Below are 20,351 nucleotides of genomic sequence, written 5' to 3'. Positions count from 1 at the left end.
TTCTCGGCTTCTGTTTGGAGGCGGATGTCGATGACATTAGTAGAAAGCCGTGTGCCGGGCCGATGTAAGGAGTGAGGGCGACCGCTGGTAGGGCTTAAGCGACAGCCTCCAATGTCAGTCCGTAGGGTACATTTTCGCTGAGTTCGACAATGAACTGTCCTGGGCCCGTCCTAGTGACCAGGATACCGCGGCTGCCTTCCTGACTTGCAAGGTGCTGTAGTTCTTCGACAGCGATGTTGATGAGCTGATGTGCCTCTGCCGTGCTGAGTGCGGTGATATTTTTTGAGGTCATGGCTTGATCTTTCTAGGCGAGGTCGGAACATCCGGCTTCGCCCGCTTTGATGCTGGCTTTATCGAGCTGCTCGGGAAGATCCGTTTGGGGGAGTATCAGTCCGGGCTGGTTTACATTCTGTTGTCGACAGTCCGGGCGGCAGCACCGCCGCGGCTGTAGACGTGTTTGCCGCCGAGAAAGACTTCCTCGACTCTGATGCCAGTCAGATTTTCAGGTGCGGTCGTGAGCGGGTTCCGGTCCAGGACGATGAGGTCTGCGAGCTTGCCGGGTTCCAGCGATCCGCGGGTATGTTCTTCACCGAGTGCGTGGGCGCCGCCGAGGGTGTGCATGCGCAGTGCCTCATATGTGGTGACGGACTGTTCCGGGTTGAGGGCATCGCCATGGAAGGTCCGCCGGGCGACGGCGCTGGCGATGCTGAGGAAAGGGTTGGTCTGCCCGGTCTCCGAGCCGACCCATACGTCGGAGCTACCCGAAATCGGCCAGCCATCATCGATCATGCGGCGGAAGGGGAACTGCCGGTCCCGGGCGTAGGCACCTACGTAGGCCGGGATGAACTCGCCGAAATTGTAGATGAACACAGGCTGCGGAACCGGCACGATCCCGGCGTTGGCCCACGCCGTGCTGAGCCGTTCGTAGTCCGGGACGAAGTTCCCGGCGTGTTCGATCCTGATCCGCGGTCCGTCCGGGTGTTCGTGCGCCACCTGGGCTAGCGCTTCGCAGACTTCCAGCTGGGCGCGGTCGCCGTTGGCGTGCACCGCCAACTGCAGCCCGGCCGCTTGCGTGCGGCGGGCCAGTTCGATGATCTGGTCGGTGGAGAGGGCCAGTTCGCCGCATTCGTGGCCTTCCAAGGCATAAGGCCGGGTCAGGGCGGCCCGGGCAGCTGAATATCCCCCGTCGGAGAACGCCTTGACTCCTTGGATCTTGAGCAGTGAATCGTCCGACCGGAAATTTGTCCAGGACCGGTGTGTACAGGCTTCATCCAGGCTGACCGTGCCCGGAGTCCATAGGTAGACGTGGATCCGGGCTGCCATTCGGCCCTCGGCCAAGGCATCGTCGTAGATCTTCAGGCCCTCGCGGGACTCGGAGATCTCGCCGATGGTAGTGACGCCGTGGGCGGTGAATAGCTCCCGGACGCCTAATTCGATGGCTTCACAGGACTGCGCGGCGGAAAGAGCCGGAAAAGGTAACAGCTTGTCCATCTCGCTGACGATGCCTGTGGCGCGCCCGTCCGCGTCACGTTGCACGGAAGGTTTTCCGGTGATGCTGTAGTCCACGGCCTCGTAGGATTCGTCGATGCCGCTCAGCTCCAGGGCCCGGCTGTTAAGTATGCTCAGGTGCCCGCCAGCCCGGACTGCAATCGCGATGTCTGTGCTGACGCTGTCCAGCTCATCACGGGTAGGAAAGCGCCGGTCGGCCAGTTTTTGGTCGAAGAACAGGTTTGCTTGGGCCACCAACCACCCGTCCCTTGCCTGGGGCACACTGTCCCGAAGCGTCTGCAGGACGGCGGCGATGTTCGAACAGCCCGGGGCCCGGACGTCGACCATCTGGTAGCTGGCCTTAGCTGCGACCTCCGCATGGGCATGCGGGTCCACGAAACCGGGCATCAGCGTGCGCCCGGGCAGGTCGATGATGATGGTCTCCGGCCCGATCCAAGCCCCGGCCTCGGCTGCCGGGACGACTGCCTGGATGAAACCGTCACGGATGCAGACCGCGGCCTGTCCGTCCGGGTCGCCAGGGGCGAGCGTGATGACGTGGCCGGCCCGGATAATGGTATCGGCGGGGCCCTCGATGGCGGGCGTCATTCCTGTCGCTCCCGCGGCACGTTTAACACGGTTGCTCCGGCTTGGGCGAAGTTCTCCAGGTCCTGCACCGAGGCCCTGCCCGCCACCGAGGCCAGGGAGTTATCCGCATCGGCCTTGGAAGCATAGGTCAGCCTCGCCACTAGATAATGGGCATCCGGTGCATCAGCGGCCACCTTGCCCCAGGTGAAATCCTGCAGCAGAGGCAGTTGCCGGACGAGCGGGATGTGCTTGGAGGTGTAGTGCCGGTCGAAGCTCTCCCGGTCCTGGGGTTGGTTGTAGAGGACATACAGGTCATGCATTGAAAGGCTCCTAATGATTTTTTCGCCGAATCATTTCCGGAGGTCGGCGGCGTAGCCACCCTTGCTCAGCGGGCGGAGGATGAAGCGGGCGCCGAGCCAGTAGATCAAGCCGGAGATGATGACGGTGGGAATGGTCGCTGTCGTGAACTGGAACGGTGCACGAGATATATAGGTGACCGGGTCTAGCAGGTAGAGGTACGTGGCGACCCCTGCAGCGAATGCTGCAAAGCCGACAGGGTTGATCCCGCCCCAGTAGTAGTAATGTGAGGACGCCGTGGTGTTGAACAGTGATCCGACGTCGTAGCGTTGGCGGCGCAGGAAAAAATAGTCAGCGATCTGGATACCGCAGATCGGAGCGAAGCCGATGCCAAGGAAGGCCAGGAAAGTGCCGAAGCTGTTGAAAACAGTGTCGGCGAAGAACCCGGCAAGGACCAGGGCAGGAAGTGCGCTCACTCCCGTGGAGAACACCCACGAGCTGTTACGCATGGCAGGCAGCTGCCGTACCGCAATAGTTGCTGCGTAGACTCCGACAACAGCCGTGCCGATGTTGGCCAGCACGATGAATGCCAGTGCAATGATTCCAAAGACCGGTCCGCCGATTTCGACCAGGAACTGGGTGGGATCTCCGCCTGAGTCGGGAACCAGCAGTCCGCCGTACAGGCCCGTCAGCGAGCCGACACCGACGGCCAGGCCAAGACCCAGCACTACCGGCCAGAGGGACTTCCTTGCACTCGGCGAGTTGCGAACAATCGCCCCGGTGTAGGCCCACCAGGACAGGTTGGAGGCGGTCAGTACCTCCATGGCACTGGCCCAGTTGATCTTGGTGTCTTCCGCTGGTGCGATCGCAGGGGCGGTTAGCAGGGTGTCTAGGCCGGCACTGTTGATCAGCAGGAACATGATGACAAACGCCAGAATCAGTACGGCGATGGCAATGAACTGGCTGAAGTTACGCACTGCCGCGGACCCCTTGCGCAGCAGAACCAAGACCACCAGGACGGCAAAGGCGCCGGCAGCACCGACAGACCAGTCTGGCAGCTGCAGGCCGAAGGCACCGCCTATGGACACCGTCGCACGTCCGAGTAGCACGAAGAGGTACACATTCCAGCCCAAGGTGGCCAGGAAGATCAATACGACGGCCAGAAGGGAACCCCTGGTGCCCAGTTGCGGTACCGACCCGCTGACGGCATCGATCCCGTATTTGGCGCTGAGCGGCAGGCAGGCCAAGACGATGAACAGGATGCCGATCAGGGAACCGGCCAGTACTGCCAGCGTGCCTTGGGCCGCGGGCAGGTAGTAGGCCGCGAAGCCGCCGATGATGAAACACCAGGTGGCAATCGCGGTAGACACCGAGGTAGAGAACACAGCAAAGGGGCCCCAGATGCGCTGGGACTTCAGTTGCGGCCAGCCGTTTTCGACTGCGCTGGAATCGTCAGCGGGCGGGAGGCTGGTGACGTTCTTCAGGCTCATAGCAGGCCTCCGATGAGGATTAGGGCGAGGGGCAAGGCAACTGTGGCCAGCAGTAGCAGGACGTAGTCCCGCGTCTTCAGCGGTTCGCCTTGGTTTCCGGGTTGTTCGATGGCATCAATGAGTTCCGCCAACTGAAGTTCGGGAGCTTCATCCGGGTGCCCGGCAACCGGTTGGGCCTGCTTTTGCCCGGGCCAAGCGGCCGTCACCGGATATCCGCCTGCCGGGTACGGTCAACCTGCGGGATGACCTCGCTGCCGATCAGTTCCAAGGACTTCATGATGTTTTCGTGTCCCATGCCATCGATGCGTAGCAGGACCTCGTCCACGCCCATGGATTCGAGGCGTTGGACGCGCTCAATGAAGTCCTGCGGGGTCCCGATCATGACCGACGGAGTGAAGTCGCACAGCCAGTCCAGGTCCTCTTCGTGCGCGATCAGCTGTTCCAGCGTGTCCAAGTACTGGTAGGCCGGGTTTTTGGACAGGGGGATGTAGAGGTCCAGGATGAATTTGAAATACTTCAACGCTATCTCCCGGGCAACGCCGCGTGCTTCCTCACGGGTTTCGGCGCAGTACGCTGTTGCCACATACAGCCCGCGGTAATCGTTGGGAGCCTTGACCGAGGAGTGATCTGCCGTGTCAAAGGCAGTGTTGTAGGCATCCAGACATTCCTGCAGGTAGTCGAACCCAAAGTAGTTCTCGAACGAAATGGCCCCGATGCCCATCCGGCCGGCATTGGTGTGGGTTTGGACGCTGGATGCTGCTACCGACATTGGCGGGTGGGGGCTGGTGACGGGTTTGGGCACGACCTCGACCGGTGGAATCTGCCAGACCGGGCCGTTGTGTTCCAATTTGTCTTCGGTCATGGCCTTGATGAGCACTTCCATGGAATCTTCCCATTGGGCACGGGTGTCCTTCGGATCTACGCCGAATGCGCCGAGTGTGGTGAGGTTGTTAGAGCGTGCTGTGCAGATTTCCGCACGTCCCCGCGAGACGATATCCAAGGTGGCCAGGCGCTCGGCCACCAGGATGGGGTGGTTCCATCTAAGCATCACCGATGCCATGGTGCGCAGCTTGATATTTTTAGTGCGCATTGCGATGGCGGAGTACAGCACTTCCGGTGCCGCCACGGAGAAATTAGGCGGGCTGAAATGCTGTTCGGAAGTGCCCCAGGTTGAAAAGCCGAGACGGTCCGCCAAGGACACCTCCTCGATCAGCTGGTGATACCGCTCCGAGGCGGTTGTGCCGGTGAGGTCACCTTCCTGCAATAGGCCGATGCGCATGATTCCTCCTGTATAGGGATGGGTATTTGGAAAATTTGAACGGAAAGCGGTGACGGTCGGCCGGGTATGGCCGGCTGATTAGGGCTGTCTTGTAATGTGGCTCTTATGCAACCGCCTGCCGACCCTGCCAGTGCCGCGGTGCCTGTTGAATCCGGACATATCGGGCCGGAGTCTGCGGAAGCGCCCCGGATTCTGCGATCGGATCAGGAAGCCGGTGAACTGACAAAACTGGATCTGGACCTGATCGAGCAGCTCCAGCTGGATGGCCGGGTCCCCTATGCCGTGCTGGCCCGCCGCGTTGGTGTCACTGAGAAGACCGTCCGGCGTCGGGTGTCGCATCTGTTGGCCGAGAATTACATCCAGATCTCGGCTGTGACGGATCCTGCCCTGCTCGGTTTCAGTGCCATGGCGATCGTGTTGTTGACAGTGGATGGCACCCGTAGCCCGGCGGAACTGGCCGACGAGCTGGCGCTGCTTCCGGAGGTTGACTATGTCACGGTGACCACCGGTCCGTTTGCCTTGCAGGCGGAAGTCATCTGTGTAGACGGCAAGGAACTGCATGACGTTGTCTCGGGCAAAATCCGCCGGATGTCCGGCGTCCGCGAGGTCGAGATCCTTCCCTACCTGAGGCTTCACTACCAGGAAGCCCGATTTGCCGGGATCCGCGTCGACGACGGCCGGACCGGGGTCCGGCCCCGGGCGCTGGACGACAAGGACCGGATAATCATCGCCCGACTGGCCGCGAACGGCCGCGCCTCCTTCCGGGAGTTGTCCACGGAACTGGATGTTTCGGAAACCATGGTCCGACAGCGTTTCTCCCGGCTGGTGGATTCCGCTGCCGTCCGTGTCATGTGCATCGTCAATCCGCTTCGGCTCGGCTTCCGGTCCACCTGCTGGGTCGGCTTGAAAGTTGGCCAAGGCGCCAAGGCGGCGGAAGTGGCTGAATCGCTCACGCAACTGTCCGTCGTCTCCTATGTGGCGATCACGGCCGGCCGTTTCGACGTTCTCGCTGAAATGGTTACTGTCGACGGGGAGGCCTTGCTCAAGGTCCTGGACGAGCAGGTCCGGTCTCTGCCCGGTGTAAGCGTGGTTGATACGTGGCTGTACCTGGACCTGCACTACAAGGCGTTGCAGCCGCGGCAGGGACCGGTTTTCACTCATGCCAGGGACATCCAAACGGTCTGAGTATCCAGGAACTTGTCCAGTCCCGCGGGACCACAGTCCTTGCCGAAGCCGGAATTTTTGAAGCCGCCGAAGGGTGCCGCGGCGTTGTAGTCCGCGTAGGTGTTGACCCATACCGTGCCGGCCTGTAGCTGCCGGGCCACGGTGTGGGCCTTGCGTACGTCACTGGTCCAGACTCCGGCGGTGAGTCCGTACTGGCCGGAATTAGCCCGCGGGACAAGTTCCTCGATGGAGTCGAAGGGCTGGATGACCAGCACGGGGCCGAAGATTTCCTCGGCTACCACAGGGTCCGTGTCTGCAGGACCGACTATTGCTGTCGGCTCCAGGAAGTATCCGGATTCCTTCGTGCGGGAACCACCGAATGCAACGGTCGCGCCGGTGCCCGATACCGTGTTCAGATAGCGTTCGACTTTCTCCCGGTGCGTAGCCGAGGACAGCGGTCCCATCGTGGAGGACCGGTCGAGCCCGTGACCAAGCACTAAGGCATCAGCGTGTTCCTCGACCGCGGAGAGCACCTCGTCCAGGACAGCGCGTTCAACCATGAGCCGGGAACCGCTGAAACAGACCTGGCCGGAATAGAAGTAGGCCGTGGTGGCTGCATAGGCTGCCGCCTTGGCGATGTCCGCATCGGCAAAGACGATATGCGGGTTCTTTCCGCCCAACTCCAGGGAGATGTGCTTCAAAGAGCGACCTGCTTCGGCACCCAGGTGACGGCCGGTGGCCTCGGAGCCGGTGAAGGAGATCTTGGCGACCTTTGGGTGCGAGACCAACGCCTGTCCCGTTCCGGCGCCAGTGCCCGTGACAACGTTAACGGTTCCGGCCGGCAGGCCGGCTTCGATTGCGAGATGGGCCAGGCGAAGCGAGGACAGGGAGGTGAGTTCGGAGGGTTTGAGCACCACGGTGTTGCCGGCGGCCAACGCGGGGGCGAGTTTAATGGCTGCTTGGCAGAGCGGGAAGTTCCACGGTGTGATAGCGGCAACCACACCCAGTGGGATCCGGCGGGTGTAGACGTGGGTGTCAGAGGTCGACACGGGTACCGTCGCCCCTTGGATCTTGGTGGGCCAGCCTGCATAGTAGCGGAATTGCTCCACGGCCAGCGGCAGGTCCACGCTCTCCACGTGGGAGATGGGCTTGCCGCCCTCAAGTGCGTCATACTGTGCCAGTTCGGCGGCGTTTTCTTCGATTAGGTCGGCAAAACGATGCAACAGTTCCTCGCGGCGGGCAGGCAGTATAGTGCCCCACTCGCCTTCGAACGCCTTGGCCGCGGATTCAACGGCACGGTCGACGGTTTCATTATCGGTTTCGGCGATCGTGGTGATAACCCTGCAGGTGGCCGGATCCAAAGTGTCGATCGTTGACCCACCCGTGGCGGTCTCGGTTCCGTCTATGAACGCGCCGTGCTCAGCGGAAGTGAACTTGAAGGTCTGGGGCAGCATCAGGGATTCGGTTGTAGCAGTCACGAAGCATGGCTCCTTCCGGAAAATTCCGGGATTGGGACGGATAGTCTGTAGCGGCCGGCGCAGGCGGGCACACGGAGGGTGGGGGATAGCAAAGAAATCGGTTGGTAGAACCGGTTCAGGCCGCTGGCGAAGCGAGCATTCGGCGGCGGTGATAAATGATTGGACGACGTTTCTCGAAGTGCTCTATGCCGTTGATGTGACCGATGACAATGGTGTGGTCGCCGCCCGGCAGCAGGTCCGAGACCACGCAGTCCAAGACCATGCTGGAATCTGCGAGCCGGGGCTGGCCCGAGTCGCTAAATGTCCAGTGCGTGTTTTTGAACTTCTCCGGCCCCTTCTTGGCGAAAGCAAGAGCGGTCTCCTGCTGCCCATCGGCGGTGACGTGGATCAGAAAGCTTCGTCCCACGGTGAGTGCAGCAAGCGTGTCCGAGGCGGCATCCAGGCAAACCAAGACCAAGGGCGGGGTCATGGACAGCGAACTGACAGCTGAGACGGTGGCGCCATGCGGGGTCCCGTCCTCGGCAACCGTGGTCACGATTGATACTGCTGCGGGGAGGTCGGCCATCGCCGCACGGAAAGCGCCCGGGTCCAGGTTTCTCTTGTGAGTCGTATCACTAACTAAGGTCATGGCGAGTACAGTATCGGTACTTTTGCCCTTGTGCAAGACCGTATTTAAAACATTTTAGGTGCTTTATGACCGGAAAACGCTTTTCTGATGCTGGTTCCTAACGGTTCCGCAGCCTTATGAAAGCTAGTTCGGCTACTGCTCGCGGCGGGAAGCACTATCTGATGAGGCGGTCGTGTGAAATCAAAAAACCGCGTCACCGGCAACGACAGCAACCGGCTCAAAGACCAAGGTCTCAGGCAATGGAAGCACGTCACGTCGGGCGCCGATTACGGTCCAGCAGAGCCCAAGGAAGCTTTCGCCGCATCCTCGCAACAAAGGGCCAACGAAACCCGGATCCGTGGACGCGCCGCCGCAGAAAGCATCGAAGGCACACATCCCAGCACGGCCGTCACCACAAGCGACGGCGCAACCAAAGCCAAAAAGACCTGCACAGGGGCAGCCATGCGTGCCGAGCGGGCCAAGGGCTGTCCTACGCGATAAATCCATACATACGAATGGGGAAACCGCCTGTAGAACGCGATTCTCAGTCCAACTTTCCGGGGAGCAGTTCAAAATGCAGGCCCTTCACTTCCTAAACAGGGTGAAAACCCGCCTCCGGGCAGATCCGTGATGCTTGTCCGGCTACATAGACTGGAAAGCCTCCGCATGTTCAGGGATCGAGACCTATCCCCGGGCGAAGGCTGACACATGCTGTGGCAGGGGCACCGAACGCATCACTGTGAAGCTTCCGGCGGCTTCAAGCCGTTGAAACACCGGCACATCGAGGGGTAGCGCCGGACACGATCGTCGATTGGAACGCACGCCTGCCACGCCTGGTGTCGTAAACGCGGGCGCGGGCCCCGGGTGGACGGCGCTGGGTTCGGGGCGGTGGGTGGCAGGATTAGGTTTCGCGCCGGAGGATGCGGCATTCGTTGGTGAAGAGCATTTTGCGTTCCCCGGTCCGCTGTTCCCGGACCCATGCGATGTTGAATTGCGGCAAGGTGTCCTCCACGTATGCGTTGTAGTGGAGATGTTCGTTTCCCAGGATCTCGACGTGGTCGCCGGGCCGAAGGGCGTCGGAGTCGAGGTCGGTGTTGGTGTTGTCCGTCATGGTGCCATGGCCTTTCTCGGGGTTGCCGGGTGGGCTCGGGTGAAGGGTGCATGATGGGATCTGCAGAGAGGGCCTGCCAGAAAACAAAGTGTCCGGGGAGGCTCCGGTTCCGGATCCGGCGCGGTTCCCGGTCGTTACCCGAACGGATGCCCGGGCAGCGCCGGCAGGGGGGCCGGTGCTGCCCGTGGCGGGAGGCATCCGTCTCCGGTGGCGCCGTGGGGTCGCCGCCGGGTCTCAGGAAGGTACGGGGGGTGAGGCGCGGTGGGTGTTCCTTACGGGGTTCCCGGGTCGTCCCGCTCATGCTGCAAGCTCACTGCCGGGCTGGTGGAACTACGTAGGGGAAGACCGATCCTGTCGTGTCTGTCTTCCCCTACGATTGACGAGTCCCTTATGAAGGGTGATTCGCCCGGGCGTGGCTTGTCTCCTATTTTTCCGGCCGGCTGGAAACGAGACGGAGGGGGTCATCGTGGGCGGACGAGTTGTTGCCGAAATCTGCATCTCGGTGAGTTGGCTGCTTGTCGTCAGGTGCTTGTAGCTGGCGTACTTGGTTGAGTTGCTTGGGAACACTCCACATCGCTCCTGCCAGCAGGAATGCGATCGGTGGTGCCGTAACGATTGCCGCTGCTTGGAAGGTCGACACTCCTCCGACTTGCAGCAGAACTGCTGCAGTGCCACCAATTACCAGACCCCATATGATCCGGATGGAGTTCGGTGGATTCTCGACGCCGGTCGAAACGATCGCAGCCGAAAGCGTGATGGAATCTGCAGTTGTGATCAGGAAGAGCAGCAGCACTACGAGGAAGCCGGGGATCAGGATTTCGGAGAGCGGAAGCTCGTTGAGGATCGAAAGGAGTGCGGATTCCATGCCGTCTGCATCCAAGGTCTTCGTAATGGCACCGCCGCTGGAGATGTCAACGCTCATCCCGGTTCCACCTAGAATCCCGAACCAAAGTGCCAGGGCAATACTTGAGGTAGACACAGCACCGAGGAGGATCTGCCGTACCGTGCGCCCCCTCGAGATGCGTGCCAGGAACAGGCCGACGACCGGACCCCACCCCAGCCACCAGGCCCAGTAGTACTCCGTCCAGAACGAAAGCCATCCCGACTGGTCGACGGAATCCGTAAAAAGGCTCATTTTGGTGAAGTCCTGGATGTACCCGCCGAAGCCCTCGACGGTGATGTTCAGGATAAACATCGTCGGGCCCACGATCAGCAATGCGATACCGAGTACCAGTGCAAGTCCTACGTTTATGCGGCTCAACCGCGCGATTCCACGTTCGACGCCGAGCACGACGGACAACATGAATACGCCAACACAGGAGGCCAGGATCGAGAACTGCACAACCATGTTATTCGGAACACCGTACTGCACGTTCAGCATGTAGCTCAGCTGGATGACTAACAGACCGATGGATGACATGACTCCACCGACGACGGCGAGCACGCTGATGATGTCGATTACCTTGCCCCACCATCCCCGTACACGCTTTTCTCCCAGCAGGAGATAGAAGCCGGAGCTGGGGCGGAGGGGCAGTCCGCGGTGATAAGCGGCCACCATGATGGCAATGGCAAAGGTGCCGTAAATGGCCCAGGCACTGATGCCCCAGTGCAGGAAGGAATACTGCATCGCGACAACGGCCGCCCCACCGCTACGGGCCTCCACGGACTGGCTGTACAGAGGAGGTACGTCACTGAAATGTGTGAGGGGTTCCCCAGGGCCGAAGAAGACGGCACCCGCAGCAATCGCCGAGCAGAACATCACCGATACCCAAGTGGCAAATCCCATCTCCGGCTTGTCGCCGCCCAGCCGGACTGATCCGTAGCGGGAAATGACCAAGTAGCCAATGAGCAATACGTTGGCGAACACAAGCAAGGAGAAAAATGGGCCAAAGACCATCGAAACCCATTGCAGGGCCGCATTCAAACCTGCACCAACACTATCGATATCTATTAAGGCAGCGATGATGAAGGCGAGAAAGAAGGCGATGCATATCCAAAAGGGGCCACGATCTATGTGTGCACGGCTCCCGGGATTGAGGACCGGTTCCTTTTCTCCTTTCCTTCCACGACCCGAAAAAGCCTGGAGTTTCTTCATATTTATCCTTCGAGGTGCTTGGGGTGGAACCGGGCGGGCAAAATGCCGTCGCGCCCCATTCGCTTGTCAGTACGAGGAAATGATGCCAGTGACCGTCATCACGGTCTTTGGCCTGTTGGCTAAAGACCATGAGGAAAGCTTGGCCAAAACCAGAAGAGCGTCCGTTTTTGGCAGGATGCCAGGGAAGACGGAGGCGACGCAACGCCAGAGTACACGCCGGGCGCCCAGGGAATTTGGGGAATCTCCTGCCGGTGTATAACGAGATCAGACAATTTGCCAAACACAATGAAATGAAGGCGGTTCTCTTGGCACTCTGGCTTGACACCCTGATGGCAGAATCATCTTTAGGCCTTACCTGGATCGTTGCGAGGGATAAATCCCGGGTCAGGGGACCGATTCAGTGGGTCCACATCAGCGATCTGCCCGATCCCACGCCTTGGCTGGCAGGTGGAGAATTACTGTTGACCACTGGCCTCGGTGTCCGCGGCGATGAAGCGCTTCAAGAGGATTTCATTCGACGTGTTGCAGAATACGGATGTGTTGGGGTCGGCTATAGCCTGGGCGAGGATGGGTTGGTACCACCTGCCCTGATCAGCGCGGCTGAAAATATTGACCTGCCACTCTTTACTATTCCCCATCAGGTGCCCTTGATCGCTATCACTAAGGCGGTCTCCCTTGGCATCCTTGAGGAACAGCACGGCGTTTTGAACCAAGCCGTAAAAATGCACAGGGGCGTGCTGCGAGTGATACTCCAAAACGGAGGACTGGACGGGCTGCTTCGAGTCGCCGCCAACTTCACTCCCGGCTATGACTACCGGCTCTACGATTGTTTTGGAAGCCTTCTTGCCAATTCGTCCGGATTGGAAGGCCCGGAGACGCACATCCCGTTCGCCGAAGTCACCGAGCTGATGGGTGAGTCGGAGCGGTGCCGGGCACGGATACGCGACGTGCATATCGAGGCGTCCGCTGTACGCCTCGCCGGCGATGTCCAGGCTTTGCTAGTGGCAGCCGGCGCCCGTCCCATGCGGGAGACCGAACTGCTCTACTTTGAGCAGGCCCTGACGGGCATCACCTTGGAACTGGCGCGGCGATTGTCATTCCGGGAGCAAAGGCGCGTCCGGGTAAAAGAACTCCTCGAAGACTTGTGGTCGCAGTCGGTACCAGCGGCAACCATATCGAGGCGGATGCAGCGCCTGGGCATCGATCCCGATGCCAAGGTGCGGGTCCTCTGTATCCGCTTTGCCGCCGACCTGCCCGAGCCGCTGCTCGCTTCGTTTTTGGAAGACATCGTAGGAGCAGTACCGGGCCTAGTAGGCCTGCACGATGGCCGTTTTTATTGCCTCCTCCAGGATCCACAGGAGGCTGTTGCCCACGAGATCGTCTCCGGCGCCAAGGCCCGCGGCTGGCTGCTTCAGGTAGGGCAGAGCACGACCCGCGTCGGCTCCACGGACATGCTTGTCATGCTGCAGGAAGCCCGGCTTGTCGCCGGCACCGCCGACCAAGGCTACCTGTCAGTCCAGAATGTCTCAGATTTCGGCATGGCTGGCCTTGTCGCAACCTTGTATGAAAGTCCCGGCGCCAGTACGTTCATCGAGAGGACCTTGGGCCAGCTGATTGAGCATGACGAACGGGAAAGCGCGTTCCTCGTTGACACGCTACGGAAGTACCTGCAAAACGGAAGCCGTCCGGGTCCCGCCGCGCGGGAACTTTACATACACCGCCACACCCTGACTTACAGGCTCGAGCGGATCCACCAAATAACCGGCCGGGATCCCCGCAGCGGTGAGGACCTGCTGGCCTTCGGCCTTGCGTTAAAACTGCTCGAGCAGCGTGAGGATAAGGGCTAGGCACTGGGTCGCACCTGCGCCAAAAACCCTGGCTGCCTACTTTGGTGGACACATGGCCAAGAGCCTGTTCGTGAACGCGCCGTTTGGCTAGGGACACAAGACGGAGCTGCCGCCTAAGTTGGACACGAATTCTTTGAACACCGGATACGGCTCGTTCAGACGCGTGGATAATGAAAGGCTGCTGCCAGACAATGAAATTCGATGTTTTCCTGTCCTACCACCGCATTCATGAGCCGGAAAGGTATACCCGCTCCGTTGTCGAGGAGCGCTTGGCTGAGGCCAAACTGGCGGATTCCTTGGGGTTCGACTGCATTTGGGTACCCGAACACCATCTAATCCATTTCATGCAGGCCCCCAGCAGTTCTCTGCTTTCCGTTCAAGTGGGGCTCAACGTCTCCTGCCAGGTCGGCCAGATGGTCAACCTTCTGAATTACCGGCATCCTTTGATCGCCGCCGGTGAGATCGCCCTTGCCGATCACATCCTGGGCGGGCGCCTCCAGGTCGGGGTGGGCAAGGGAGCATACGCGTATGAATTTGAGCGCTTGGGCTTGTCCTTTGCGGATGCACAAAGCCGTTTCCTCGAAGCGCTCACTATTCTTGAACAAGTCTGGGAAAGCGACCAGAAAGGCATCTCGTTCAACGGCCAGCACTTTGACATCGATGACGCCTATGTTTGGCCCCGTCCCCTTCAGCAACCACACCCGCCGCTGTGGTATGCAGCAATGTCTACGGGATCAATCCAGACTGCTGCCGGGCGTGGTTACAATGTCGCAAATTGGCCGTTCCTTCGCCCAATGTCAGCCGTAAAAGCTACTGCCGAAGCCTTCCATGAAGGGCGGGAACGGCATGGAGGTGAACGGGGCGTACAGCAGCTGGCTATTATGCGCGGGGCCTTCGCGGCAGAGACCCAGGCTGAGGCCCGCAAGCATGTGGCCGAGGCCGCCATGAACAACCGCATCAGCCAGCGGCTCCATCATTTCTCCCAGAACAGCGACGCAAGAGGCGTTGTCAGGGCCGAACCCCTTGAAAACGAGCCCAGCGAACGGGAAATCTACGACAACATGATCATGGGGACTCCCGAGGAATGCCTGGCCAAGGTTGAAGAGTACGAGGAATTGGGCGTAGACCGCCTCCTCCTTCACTTCGACTTCGGCCCAGATCACGAGCGCGTGATGGAGTCAATGAGGATCTTCGCCGAGGGCGTCATCGCCCCGTTCCGCGAAACCAGGAACCTCTAACCCCTCCGAGATGCGCTTTGCACGGAATCCAACAACCTGATCCAAGGAGAAATCCCATGACCGCTACCCCTGCCCTCACCGGACCGGAAATGAGGCGGCAACTATTCGGGCCGAACAGCGACGCAAGTTTGGCCAAAGGCGCAGCTGCGGAACTGGTCCCCGACTTCAATGAATTCGTCGATGAGCATGTCTTCGGAGGTGTCTGGACAGACCAGCGCCTGGAGCTGCGGTACAGGAGCCTGGTGACCATCTCCGCTCTGGTCGTCCTAGGCCGCGAGGCCCAGCTGCGCGGGCACATCGCAGCAGGACTAAGGGCAGGCTTGACCCGCGAGGAAATTCTCGGTGCCGTGACGCACCTGGCCTTCTACGCCGGCCTCCCCGCGACATACAGCGCCCTCGAAACGGTTCGCCAGGCATTCGGGGATATCGACGCATTTGGAGGAGACGGCGGCCTACAGTGACGGCTTTGGCACTCATAGAGTCGATTGGTGCTTTGGCGATCGAAAATGCAACAGCCACAGCTTTGAAAGTCCAGAGGTGGAGGTCGGAAGAAACCAGGATCATGACCCTTCAAGGACCTTGGACCGACCTTCAACACGCTGTCCGCGAACTGGACTTCACCGAGAAGCCCGCCCGTGACGGCACTGGGCGGGACCTCAGTTGGCAAATCGGCGACCTGTCATCGGAAGCCGGGGCCGCGGGATGGCCGTTGGACAAGTGGCTTTTCACTGTGATCTCGACCATTCCTGCTGATGATCAAGAAGAGTTCGAGGAATGGTTCGACACCGAACACATCCCCCTCCTCCTATCAATCCCCGGCTGGCGTATAAGCCGCCGATATCAGGTCATGGCGTCCTCGGACGGCTCCACGCATCTGACCCTCCACCTGCTTGATGGACCACATGTGCTGCACGCCCCGGAGCGCGCTGCGGCGGCAAATACCGGCTGGGCCTCATCGCTCGCAAACCGTTCCTGGTTCGCGCTGAACCGTCGCACGGTTTATGCGCCGCTTTCCGGAACGCGACCTGCATAAGAGTTACAAGCGAGCTGCCGCAAACAGCCCAGCCGCCCCATTTTGAATTTCAAAACTGCCAAACCAATGGAGGACGTTGCCATGACACAACTCTTCGAAACTCGACCGCCGGAAACAGTAAATCCGCACGCCTTCCGGGCCGCTATGGCCGATTTGCCGGCCGCGGTCTCGATCGTGACGACGATGGCCGCGGACGGGACGCCGCGCGGGGCGACGGTCTCAGCCGTCAGCTCGCTGTCAATGACCCCGCCACTGGTCCTGGTCTGTCTGGACGCGGCCTCGGAAACCCTGGCAGCGATGGCCCCGGGGCGCGGGTTCGTGATCCACATCACCGCCGATGGCCAGCAACAGACAGTGTTGGCCTTCGCCCAGAAGGGCCCGGAGAAGTTCGAACAGGTGGCGTGGAGGCTCAGCACCTCGGGCCAGCCCCGACTGCCCGGTGCCGCCTTGGCGCTGGACTGCATGGTCTCGGACCTGCTGCCGGGCGGGGACCACACCATCGTCGTAGGCCGCGTCGTCGAAATCGACCACGACCAGGACCGCCAGCCGATCGTCTACCACCGCCGCCAGATGCTCGCCTCCCCGGCGCGCTGACCAGGTCCTCCCGGACCGGAAGGAGCCGTCACAATGACCGCCGCACTTGAATCCCTGATGCTTCCCAAAGCCCACACCTTCGCCGTCGCCGAACACGGCGCTTTTATTGACGGGGCCGAAACCGGCGTCAATGAACACGCCATCGATACCTTGGACCCGGCCACCGGGCAGGTAATCACCCGGGTCGCCGACACGGATGCCACCGCCGTCGACCGGGCCGTGCAATCCGCCGGCAAGGCTTTCGAGGGCGAATGGGGCAGCATGCTGCCGGCCCGGCGCGAGGCCCTGCTGCACCGTCTGGCCGACCTGATAGAGGAAAACGCCGCCGAATTGGCCCAGTACGACGCGCTTGAGGGCGGCAAGCCGCTCTCCTACGTTGAGAGCGTGGACCTGCCCCTGGCCGTGGAACAGTTCCGCTACTACGCCGGCTGGCCCACCAAGATCCAGGGCGCGACGGTGCCGGTCTCGACCCCAGACACGCACGTCTATACGCGCAAGGTGCCCCTCGGCGTGGTCGCGGCCATCACGCCGTGGAACTTCCCGCTGTGCCAGGCGGCGATCAAGCTCGCACCCGCCTTAGCCGCCGGCAATACCGTGGTGCTCAAGCCGTCCGAACTGACCTCCCTGTCCTCGCTGCGCTTGGCCCAGCTCGCGATCGAGGCAGGCTTGCCGGCCGGGACCGTTAACGTTGTCACCGGCGCCGGCGCCGGTACCGGTCAGGCTCTGGTCTCCCACCCGCAGGTCGCCAAGATCTCCTTCACCGGCTCCGAGGCCACCGGCCGTCACCTGGGCGCCTCGGCGGGCCGGTCCTTGAAGCACATCTCCCTGGAACTGGGCGGGAAGAACCCGCACGTGATCTTCGCCGACGCGGACATCGCAAAGGCCGCCGCCTATGCCGCCACCACCGCCTATTTCTACTCCGGGCAGGTCTGCTTCAGTGGTTCCCGGCTCATGGTCGAGCGCTCCGCCGTGGATGAGGTGCTCGCCGCCGTCAGGGAACACGCCGACGCCCTGGTGCTCGGCCACGGCCTGGACCGCGCCACGACCATGGGCCCGCTCTCCTCGGCCGCACACCGGGACAAGGTCGAACGCTACCTGGAAACCGTGGCCGGCACCGGGGGCACGGTGGCCTTTGGCGGCAACCGCACCGGCGAGTCGGGCTACTTCCTGGAGCCTACCGCCGTTCTGAACCCGTCTGATGCGGACCCGGTGGTCGCCGAAGAAATCTTCGGTCCTGTGCTGGTCATCCAACCCTTCGACTCGGCCGAGGAACTCGTTCCGAGGGCCAACTCCGGCAAGTATGGATTGACCGCTGGCGTCTGGACCAATGATGTGCGCAAAGCCCACACCGTGGCCCGGCAGCTGCAGGCCGGCACCGTCTGGGTCAACACCTACGCCGACTACAACGCCGCGGCCCCCTTTGGCGGATTCAAGGCCTCCGGCTTCGGCAAAGACTGCGGTCCCGAAGGACTGGAGAAGTACTTGGAGACTCAGACCGTGTGGATGTCGCTGGCATGAGCGGGCACCGGCCGAGGAGTAGGGCGGCCACGCCGCCTACTACCAAGTAATGCTGCGAGAACATTTAGAAAGGAACGCCTTCAATGCATGATATTTTCGTTCTTTACAACCGGCCAAAGGACCCGGAGGCCTTTGATCGCCACTATATTTCCACGCATGTGCCGCTGGTGCGGGAGCTGCCTCTGCTGCAGGATTTCACCTGGGGCAAGGTGGCCGCTGATGCACCGGATGCCCATTATCTAGTGGCGAGGCTGAGCTATGCTTCCAAGGCCGATGCGGATAACTCCCTGGCCTCGGTGGCGGGCAGGGCCTCGGTGCAGGACCTGGAGAACTTCGCCCAAGCCGGAGCCATGGTGTTAAACGTGCCACGGGAGCGACAGGAATGACGCCCGCCATCGAGGGCCCCGCCGAGACCATTATCCGGGCCGGGCGCGTGATCACGCTCGCCACCAGGGAGCCTGACGGTCCCGCCGTGGTCTGCATCAGCGGCGGCATGATCCAGGCAGTCGTCCCGGCAGCCGACGCCGGGGCTTGGATCGGGCCGGAGACCATCATCATCGACCTGCCCGGGCGCACGCTGATGCCCGGTTTCGTGGATCCACATGCCCATGCGGAGGTCGCAGCTAAGGCCAGCTACCAGATGGTCGATGTCCGGGCTCCAGGCTGTGCGGACATCGCCGCGGTGTTGCAGCGGCTGCAGTCGAACCTGTCCAACGCCCGCAACGGCTGGCTGGTAGGGCAGGCAAACTTGTTCTTCGACCAGAAACTGGCAGACAAGCGCTTTCCCACCCGCGCCGAGCTGGATAGCGTGAGTACGGAGACCGCCATCGCCATCCGGGCTGGCGGACACCTGAGCATCCTGAACAGCCGGGCCCTGGAATTGGCCGGGATCGACGGTTCGTACGAGGCCGTGGAGTACTCCGTCACCGGAAAGCCCTCGGTCCAGCGGGACGCGGCCGGCCAGCCCACCGGGGTGGTCTCAGAAATGGACAAGCTGCTGCCCTTACCTGCCCTCTCCGCCGCCGAGTCCCGCGAGGCCCTCGAGGCAGGCATCTTCGAGCTGTTCACCGCCCATGGTGTGACCACGATCGGGGAAATTTCCGAGTCCCGCGAGGGATTGCGGGCTTTTGACGACGCCCTCGCCGAAGGCCGGATGGCCGCTCGCCTGCACGTTTACCTGTGGACCCCGGGCACGGTCAGCCTGGACGAGGCGTGCGCGCACCGGGACTGGACCGGCTTCCGTTCCCCGGAGACGCTGTTGAGGATCCAAGGCGTCAAAGCGTTTTCCGACGGCGGTTATTCGGCCGCCCGGGCCGCCCTGTCCCGGCCCTATGCCCTGGGCGACAGCCACAACTGCGGGGAACTGGCACTGTCCGCGGACCAGATTGTGGAGCTGGCCCGAAGGACCCAGGCCGCCGGGCTGCAGCTGGCCGTACACGCCAATGGGGACCGCGCCCAGTTGGAAGTCTGCGAAGCGCTGGCCCAGGTGGTGCACGAACACCCGGACGGACCGCGGATCAGGATCGAACACGCCGGGAACTTCGTCCCGGACTACGAACGGCTCAGTGCGGCGTGGGCCGACGCCGGGATCGTGCCGGTTCCGCAGCCCGTTTTCATCTACAATTTCGGCGAGTTCATCCCGGCCTACGTAGGCGCCTACGCCCGGGATCGGCAGTTCCCCTTCCGCCGCATGATCGACGATGGCTGGACGATCTCGGGCAGCTCCGATGTCTGGGTCGGATCGGAGGCCGGGCAGACAAACCCGTTTCTAAGCATCGCCAGCACAGTCGCCCGGCGCACCTTCCACGACCAGGTCCTGACCCCGGATCAAGGTGTGACCACTTACGAGGCCCTGCGCATGCACACCCTCGGCGGCGCCTACGCTCTCGGGGAGGAACACACCCGCGGATCGCTGGAACCGGGTAAGTATGCGGACCTGATCGCCCTGGACCAGGACCCGCTGGGCACCGCACCCGAAAACCTGACCGGGATCAGCGTCGAAGAGGTCTTTCTAGGCGGCACCCACATTTACAGCCGCGGTGGCGAAGCCGCCCCGTCCAACCGCCCAGCAGCAGGACCCCGCCCGGCTTGACTCGGCATCACAGCAGCCGTGGTGCCCTCGGCACCCGTTCACCAACGGGGAAGCACACGCCGTACCTCACCGCCCCGCCTGCACCCTCGCACCCGGGAACGGAAAGGACCAACACATCAATGGGAAGAGTCTTGCCGAAACGGGATCCCCTGTCCGGCAGCAACGCCGAGCCGCTGTGGATTAACCAGATCCTGGCGCAGGGGAACTCGCCGGCGCGTCCTGCTAGTAGCCCGCGGCCGTGCCGGCCCGATTCTGGCGAGTTCACTATTGTCCGCAGATTACTTCACCGTCCGGACTTCGCCGGCGACTAGGAGCCGTGACTCTGAGAGGAACGGGCTGCTGACGGTTTTCTTTTCCTGATCGGTCTGGAACTCAAGCGTGAATTCGTAACCTGGATCTCTGTGATCCACATAAAGCTATCGTCTCGGGAATCGC

At 61.7% G+C, this 20,351-nt stretch carries 20 protein-coding genes; 10 read left to right on the top strand and 10 right to left on the bottom strand.

Annotated features, from left to right (window positions below; all coding sequences use genetic code 11):
- Positions 1 to 94: 94 nt before the first annotated feature.
- The 6 genes from AC20117_RS23055 to AC20117_RS23030 all read right to left on the bottom strand — a co-directional run bounded on the left by AC20117_RS23055 (position 95) and on the right by AC20117_RS23030 (position 5,139).
- The gene (locus tag AC20117_RS23055; RefSeq protein ID WP_101632780.1) at positions 95 to 292 is read right to left on the bottom strand and encodes a hypothetical protein; all 198 of its coding nucleotides are present in this window, start codon (positions 290 to 292) and stop codon (positions 95 to 97) included.
- A 110-nt stretch (positions 293 to 402) separates the two neighbouring features.
- Complete coding sequence (locus tag AC20117_RS23050) at positions 403 to 2,094, bottom strand: amidohydrolase (protein WP_074703535.1); 1,692 nt, start codon at positions 2,092 to 2,094, stop codon at positions 403 to 405.
- A complete protein-coding gene (locus tag AC20117_RS23045; RefSeq protein ID WP_074703534.1) occupies positions 2,091 to 2,393 on the bottom strand; it encodes an EthD family reductase in 303 nt (100 codons plus the stop codon). The genes AC20117_RS23050 and AC20117_RS23045 overlap by 4 nt, the downstream gene beginning before the upstream one ends.
- Positions 2,394 to 2,423: 30 nt before the next feature.
- The gene (locus AC20117_RS23040; RefSeq protein WP_074703533.1) at positions 2,424 to 3,860 is read right to left on the bottom strand and encodes a cytosine permease; all 1,437 of its coding nucleotides are present in this window, start codon (positions 3,858 to 3,860) and stop codon (positions 2,424 to 2,426) included.
- Complete coding sequence (locus AC20117_RS23035; RefSeq protein ID WP_074703532.1) at positions 3,857 to 4,066, bottom strand: hypothetical protein; 210 nt, start codon at positions 4,064 to 4,066, stop codon at positions 3,857 to 3,859. Before AC20117_RS23035 ends, AC20117_RS23040 begins: the two co-directional genes overlap by 4 nt.
- Complete coding sequence (locus AC20117_RS23030; protein WP_074703531.1) at positions 4,063 to 5,139, bottom strand: LLM class flavin-dependent oxidoreductase; 1,077 nt, start codon at positions 5,137 to 5,139, stop codon at positions 4,063 to 4,065. The genes AC20117_RS23035 and AC20117_RS23030 overlap by 4 nt, the downstream gene beginning before the upstream one ends.
- Before the next feature lie 105 nt (positions 5,140 to 5,244).
- Here AC20117_RS23030 and AC20117_RS23025 point away from each other — a divergent pair, with 105 nt between their 5' ends.
- Entirely contained in the window at positions 5,245 to 6,324 is a 1,080-nt protein-coding gene (locus AC20117_RS23025; protein ID WP_083340043.1) for an Lrp/AsnC family transcriptional regulator, read from the top strand.
- Here AC20117_RS23025 and AC20117_RS23020 read toward each other — a convergent pair.
- Positions 6,297 to 7,781, bottom strand: a complete 1,485-nt coding sequence (locus AC20117_RS23020) for an aldehyde dehydrogenase family protein (RefSeq protein WP_211482356.1) — start codon at positions 7,779 to 7,781, stop codon at positions 6,297 to 6,299. The two genes, AC20117_RS23025 and AC20117_RS23020, sit on opposite strands and share 28 nt — an antisense overlap.
- 115 nt (positions 7,782 to 7,896) lie before the next feature.
- Positions 7,897 to 8,409, bottom strand: coding sequence for a flavin reductase family protein (locus AC20117_RS23015; RefSeq protein WP_083340042.1), 513 nt, complete (start codon positions 8,407 to 8,409; stop codon positions 7,897 to 7,899).
- Positions 8,410 to 8,583: 174 nt separating this feature from the next.
- Here AC20117_RS23015 and AC20117_RS23010 point away from each other — a divergent pair, with 174 nt between their 5' ends.
- Complete coding sequence (locus tag AC20117_RS23010) at positions 8,584 to 8,889, top strand: hypothetical protein (RefSeq protein WP_074703529.1); 306 nt, start codon at positions 8,584 to 8,586, stop codon at positions 8,887 to 8,889.
- Between the two features lie 400 nt (positions 8,890 to 9,289).
- On the opposite strand, the gene AC20117_RS23005 is transcribed toward AC20117_RS23010, so the two are convergent.
- Positions 9,290 to 9,499 (bottom strand): hypothetical protein, encoded by a 210-nt coding sequence (locus AC20117_RS23005; protein ID WP_074703528.1) that lies wholly within the window; start codon positions 9,497 to 9,499, stop codon positions 9,290 to 9,292.
- Between the two features lie 424 nt (positions 9,500 to 9,923).
- Entirely contained in the window at positions 9,924 to 11,594 is a 1,671-nt protein-coding gene (locus AC20117_RS23000) for a BCCT family transporter (protein WP_074703527.1), read from the bottom strand.
- Positions 11,595 to 11,845: 251 nt separating this feature from the next.
- Between AC20117_RS23000 and AC20117_RS22995 the strand changes: the two genes are divergently transcribed.
- The 8 genes from AC20117_RS22995 (at position 11,846) to AC20117_RS22960 (ending at position 19,916) form a co-directional block, all read left to right on the top strand.
- On the top strand, positions 11,846 to 13,441 hold the full coding sequence (locus AC20117_RS22995; protein ID WP_074703526.1) for a PucR family transcriptional regulator: 1,596 nt from the start codon (positions 11,846 to 11,848) through the stop codon (positions 13,439 to 13,441).
- A gap of 191 nt (positions 13,442 to 13,632) precedes the next feature.
- Entirely contained in the window at positions 13,633 to 14,679 is a 1,047-nt protein-coding gene (locus tag AC20117_RS22990) for an LLM class flavin-dependent oxidoreductase (RefSeq protein WP_074703525.1), read from the top strand.
- A 56-nt stretch (positions 14,680 to 14,735) separates the two neighbouring features.
- Positions 14,736 to 15,140, top strand: a complete 405-nt coding sequence (locus AC20117_RS22985; protein ID WP_074703524.1) for a carboxymuconolactone decarboxylase family protein — start codon at positions 14,736 to 14,738, stop codon at positions 15,138 to 15,140.
- Positions 15,137 to 15,712, top strand: coding sequence for a hypothetical protein (locus AC20117_RS22980; RefSeq protein ID WP_074703523.1), 576 nt, complete (start codon positions 15,137 to 15,139; stop codon positions 15,710 to 15,712). The genes AC20117_RS22985 and AC20117_RS22980 overlap by 4 nt, the downstream gene beginning before the upstream one ends.
- An 81-nt stretch (positions 15,713 to 15,793) precedes the next feature.
- On the top strand, positions 15,794 to 16,306 hold the full coding sequence (locus AC20117_RS22975; RefSeq protein WP_074703522.1) for a flavin reductase family protein: 513 nt from the start codon (positions 15,794 to 15,796) through the stop codon (positions 16,304 to 16,306).
- Between the two features lie 33 nt (positions 16,307 to 16,339).
- Complete coding sequence (locus tag AC20117_RS22970; protein WP_074703521.1) at positions 16,340 to 17,824, top strand: aldehyde dehydrogenase family protein; 1,485 nt, start codon at positions 16,340 to 16,342, stop codon at positions 17,822 to 17,824.
- 83 nt (positions 17,825 to 17,907) lie between these two features.
- On the top strand, positions 17,908 to 18,210 hold the full coding sequence (locus tag AC20117_RS22965; protein ID WP_074703520.1) for an EthD family reductase: 303 nt from the start codon (positions 17,908 to 17,910) through the stop codon (positions 18,208 to 18,210).
- Positions 18,207 to 19,916 carry an amidohydrolase gene (locus AC20117_RS22960; protein ID WP_074703519.1) on the top strand — a complete coding sequence of 570 codons (1,710 nt, stop codon included), beginning with the start codon at positions 18,207 to 18,209 and terminating at the stop codon, positions 19,914 to 19,916. Before AC20117_RS22965 ends, AC20117_RS22960 begins: the two co-directional genes overlap by 4 nt.
- Positions 19,917 to 20,351: the final 435 nt, after the last annotated feature.

Origin of the sequence: Arthrobacter crystallopoietes, from assembly GCF_002849715.1 — a bacterium.
In the GTDB taxonomy this organism is placed as follows: domain Bacteria; phylum Actinomycetota; class Actinomycetes; order Actinomycetales; family Micrococcaceae; genus Crystallibacter; species Crystallibacter crystallopoietes.
The sequence above is the reverse complement of the archived record's forward strand: the minus strand, read 5'-3'. Positions and strand labels throughout refer to the sequence as shown.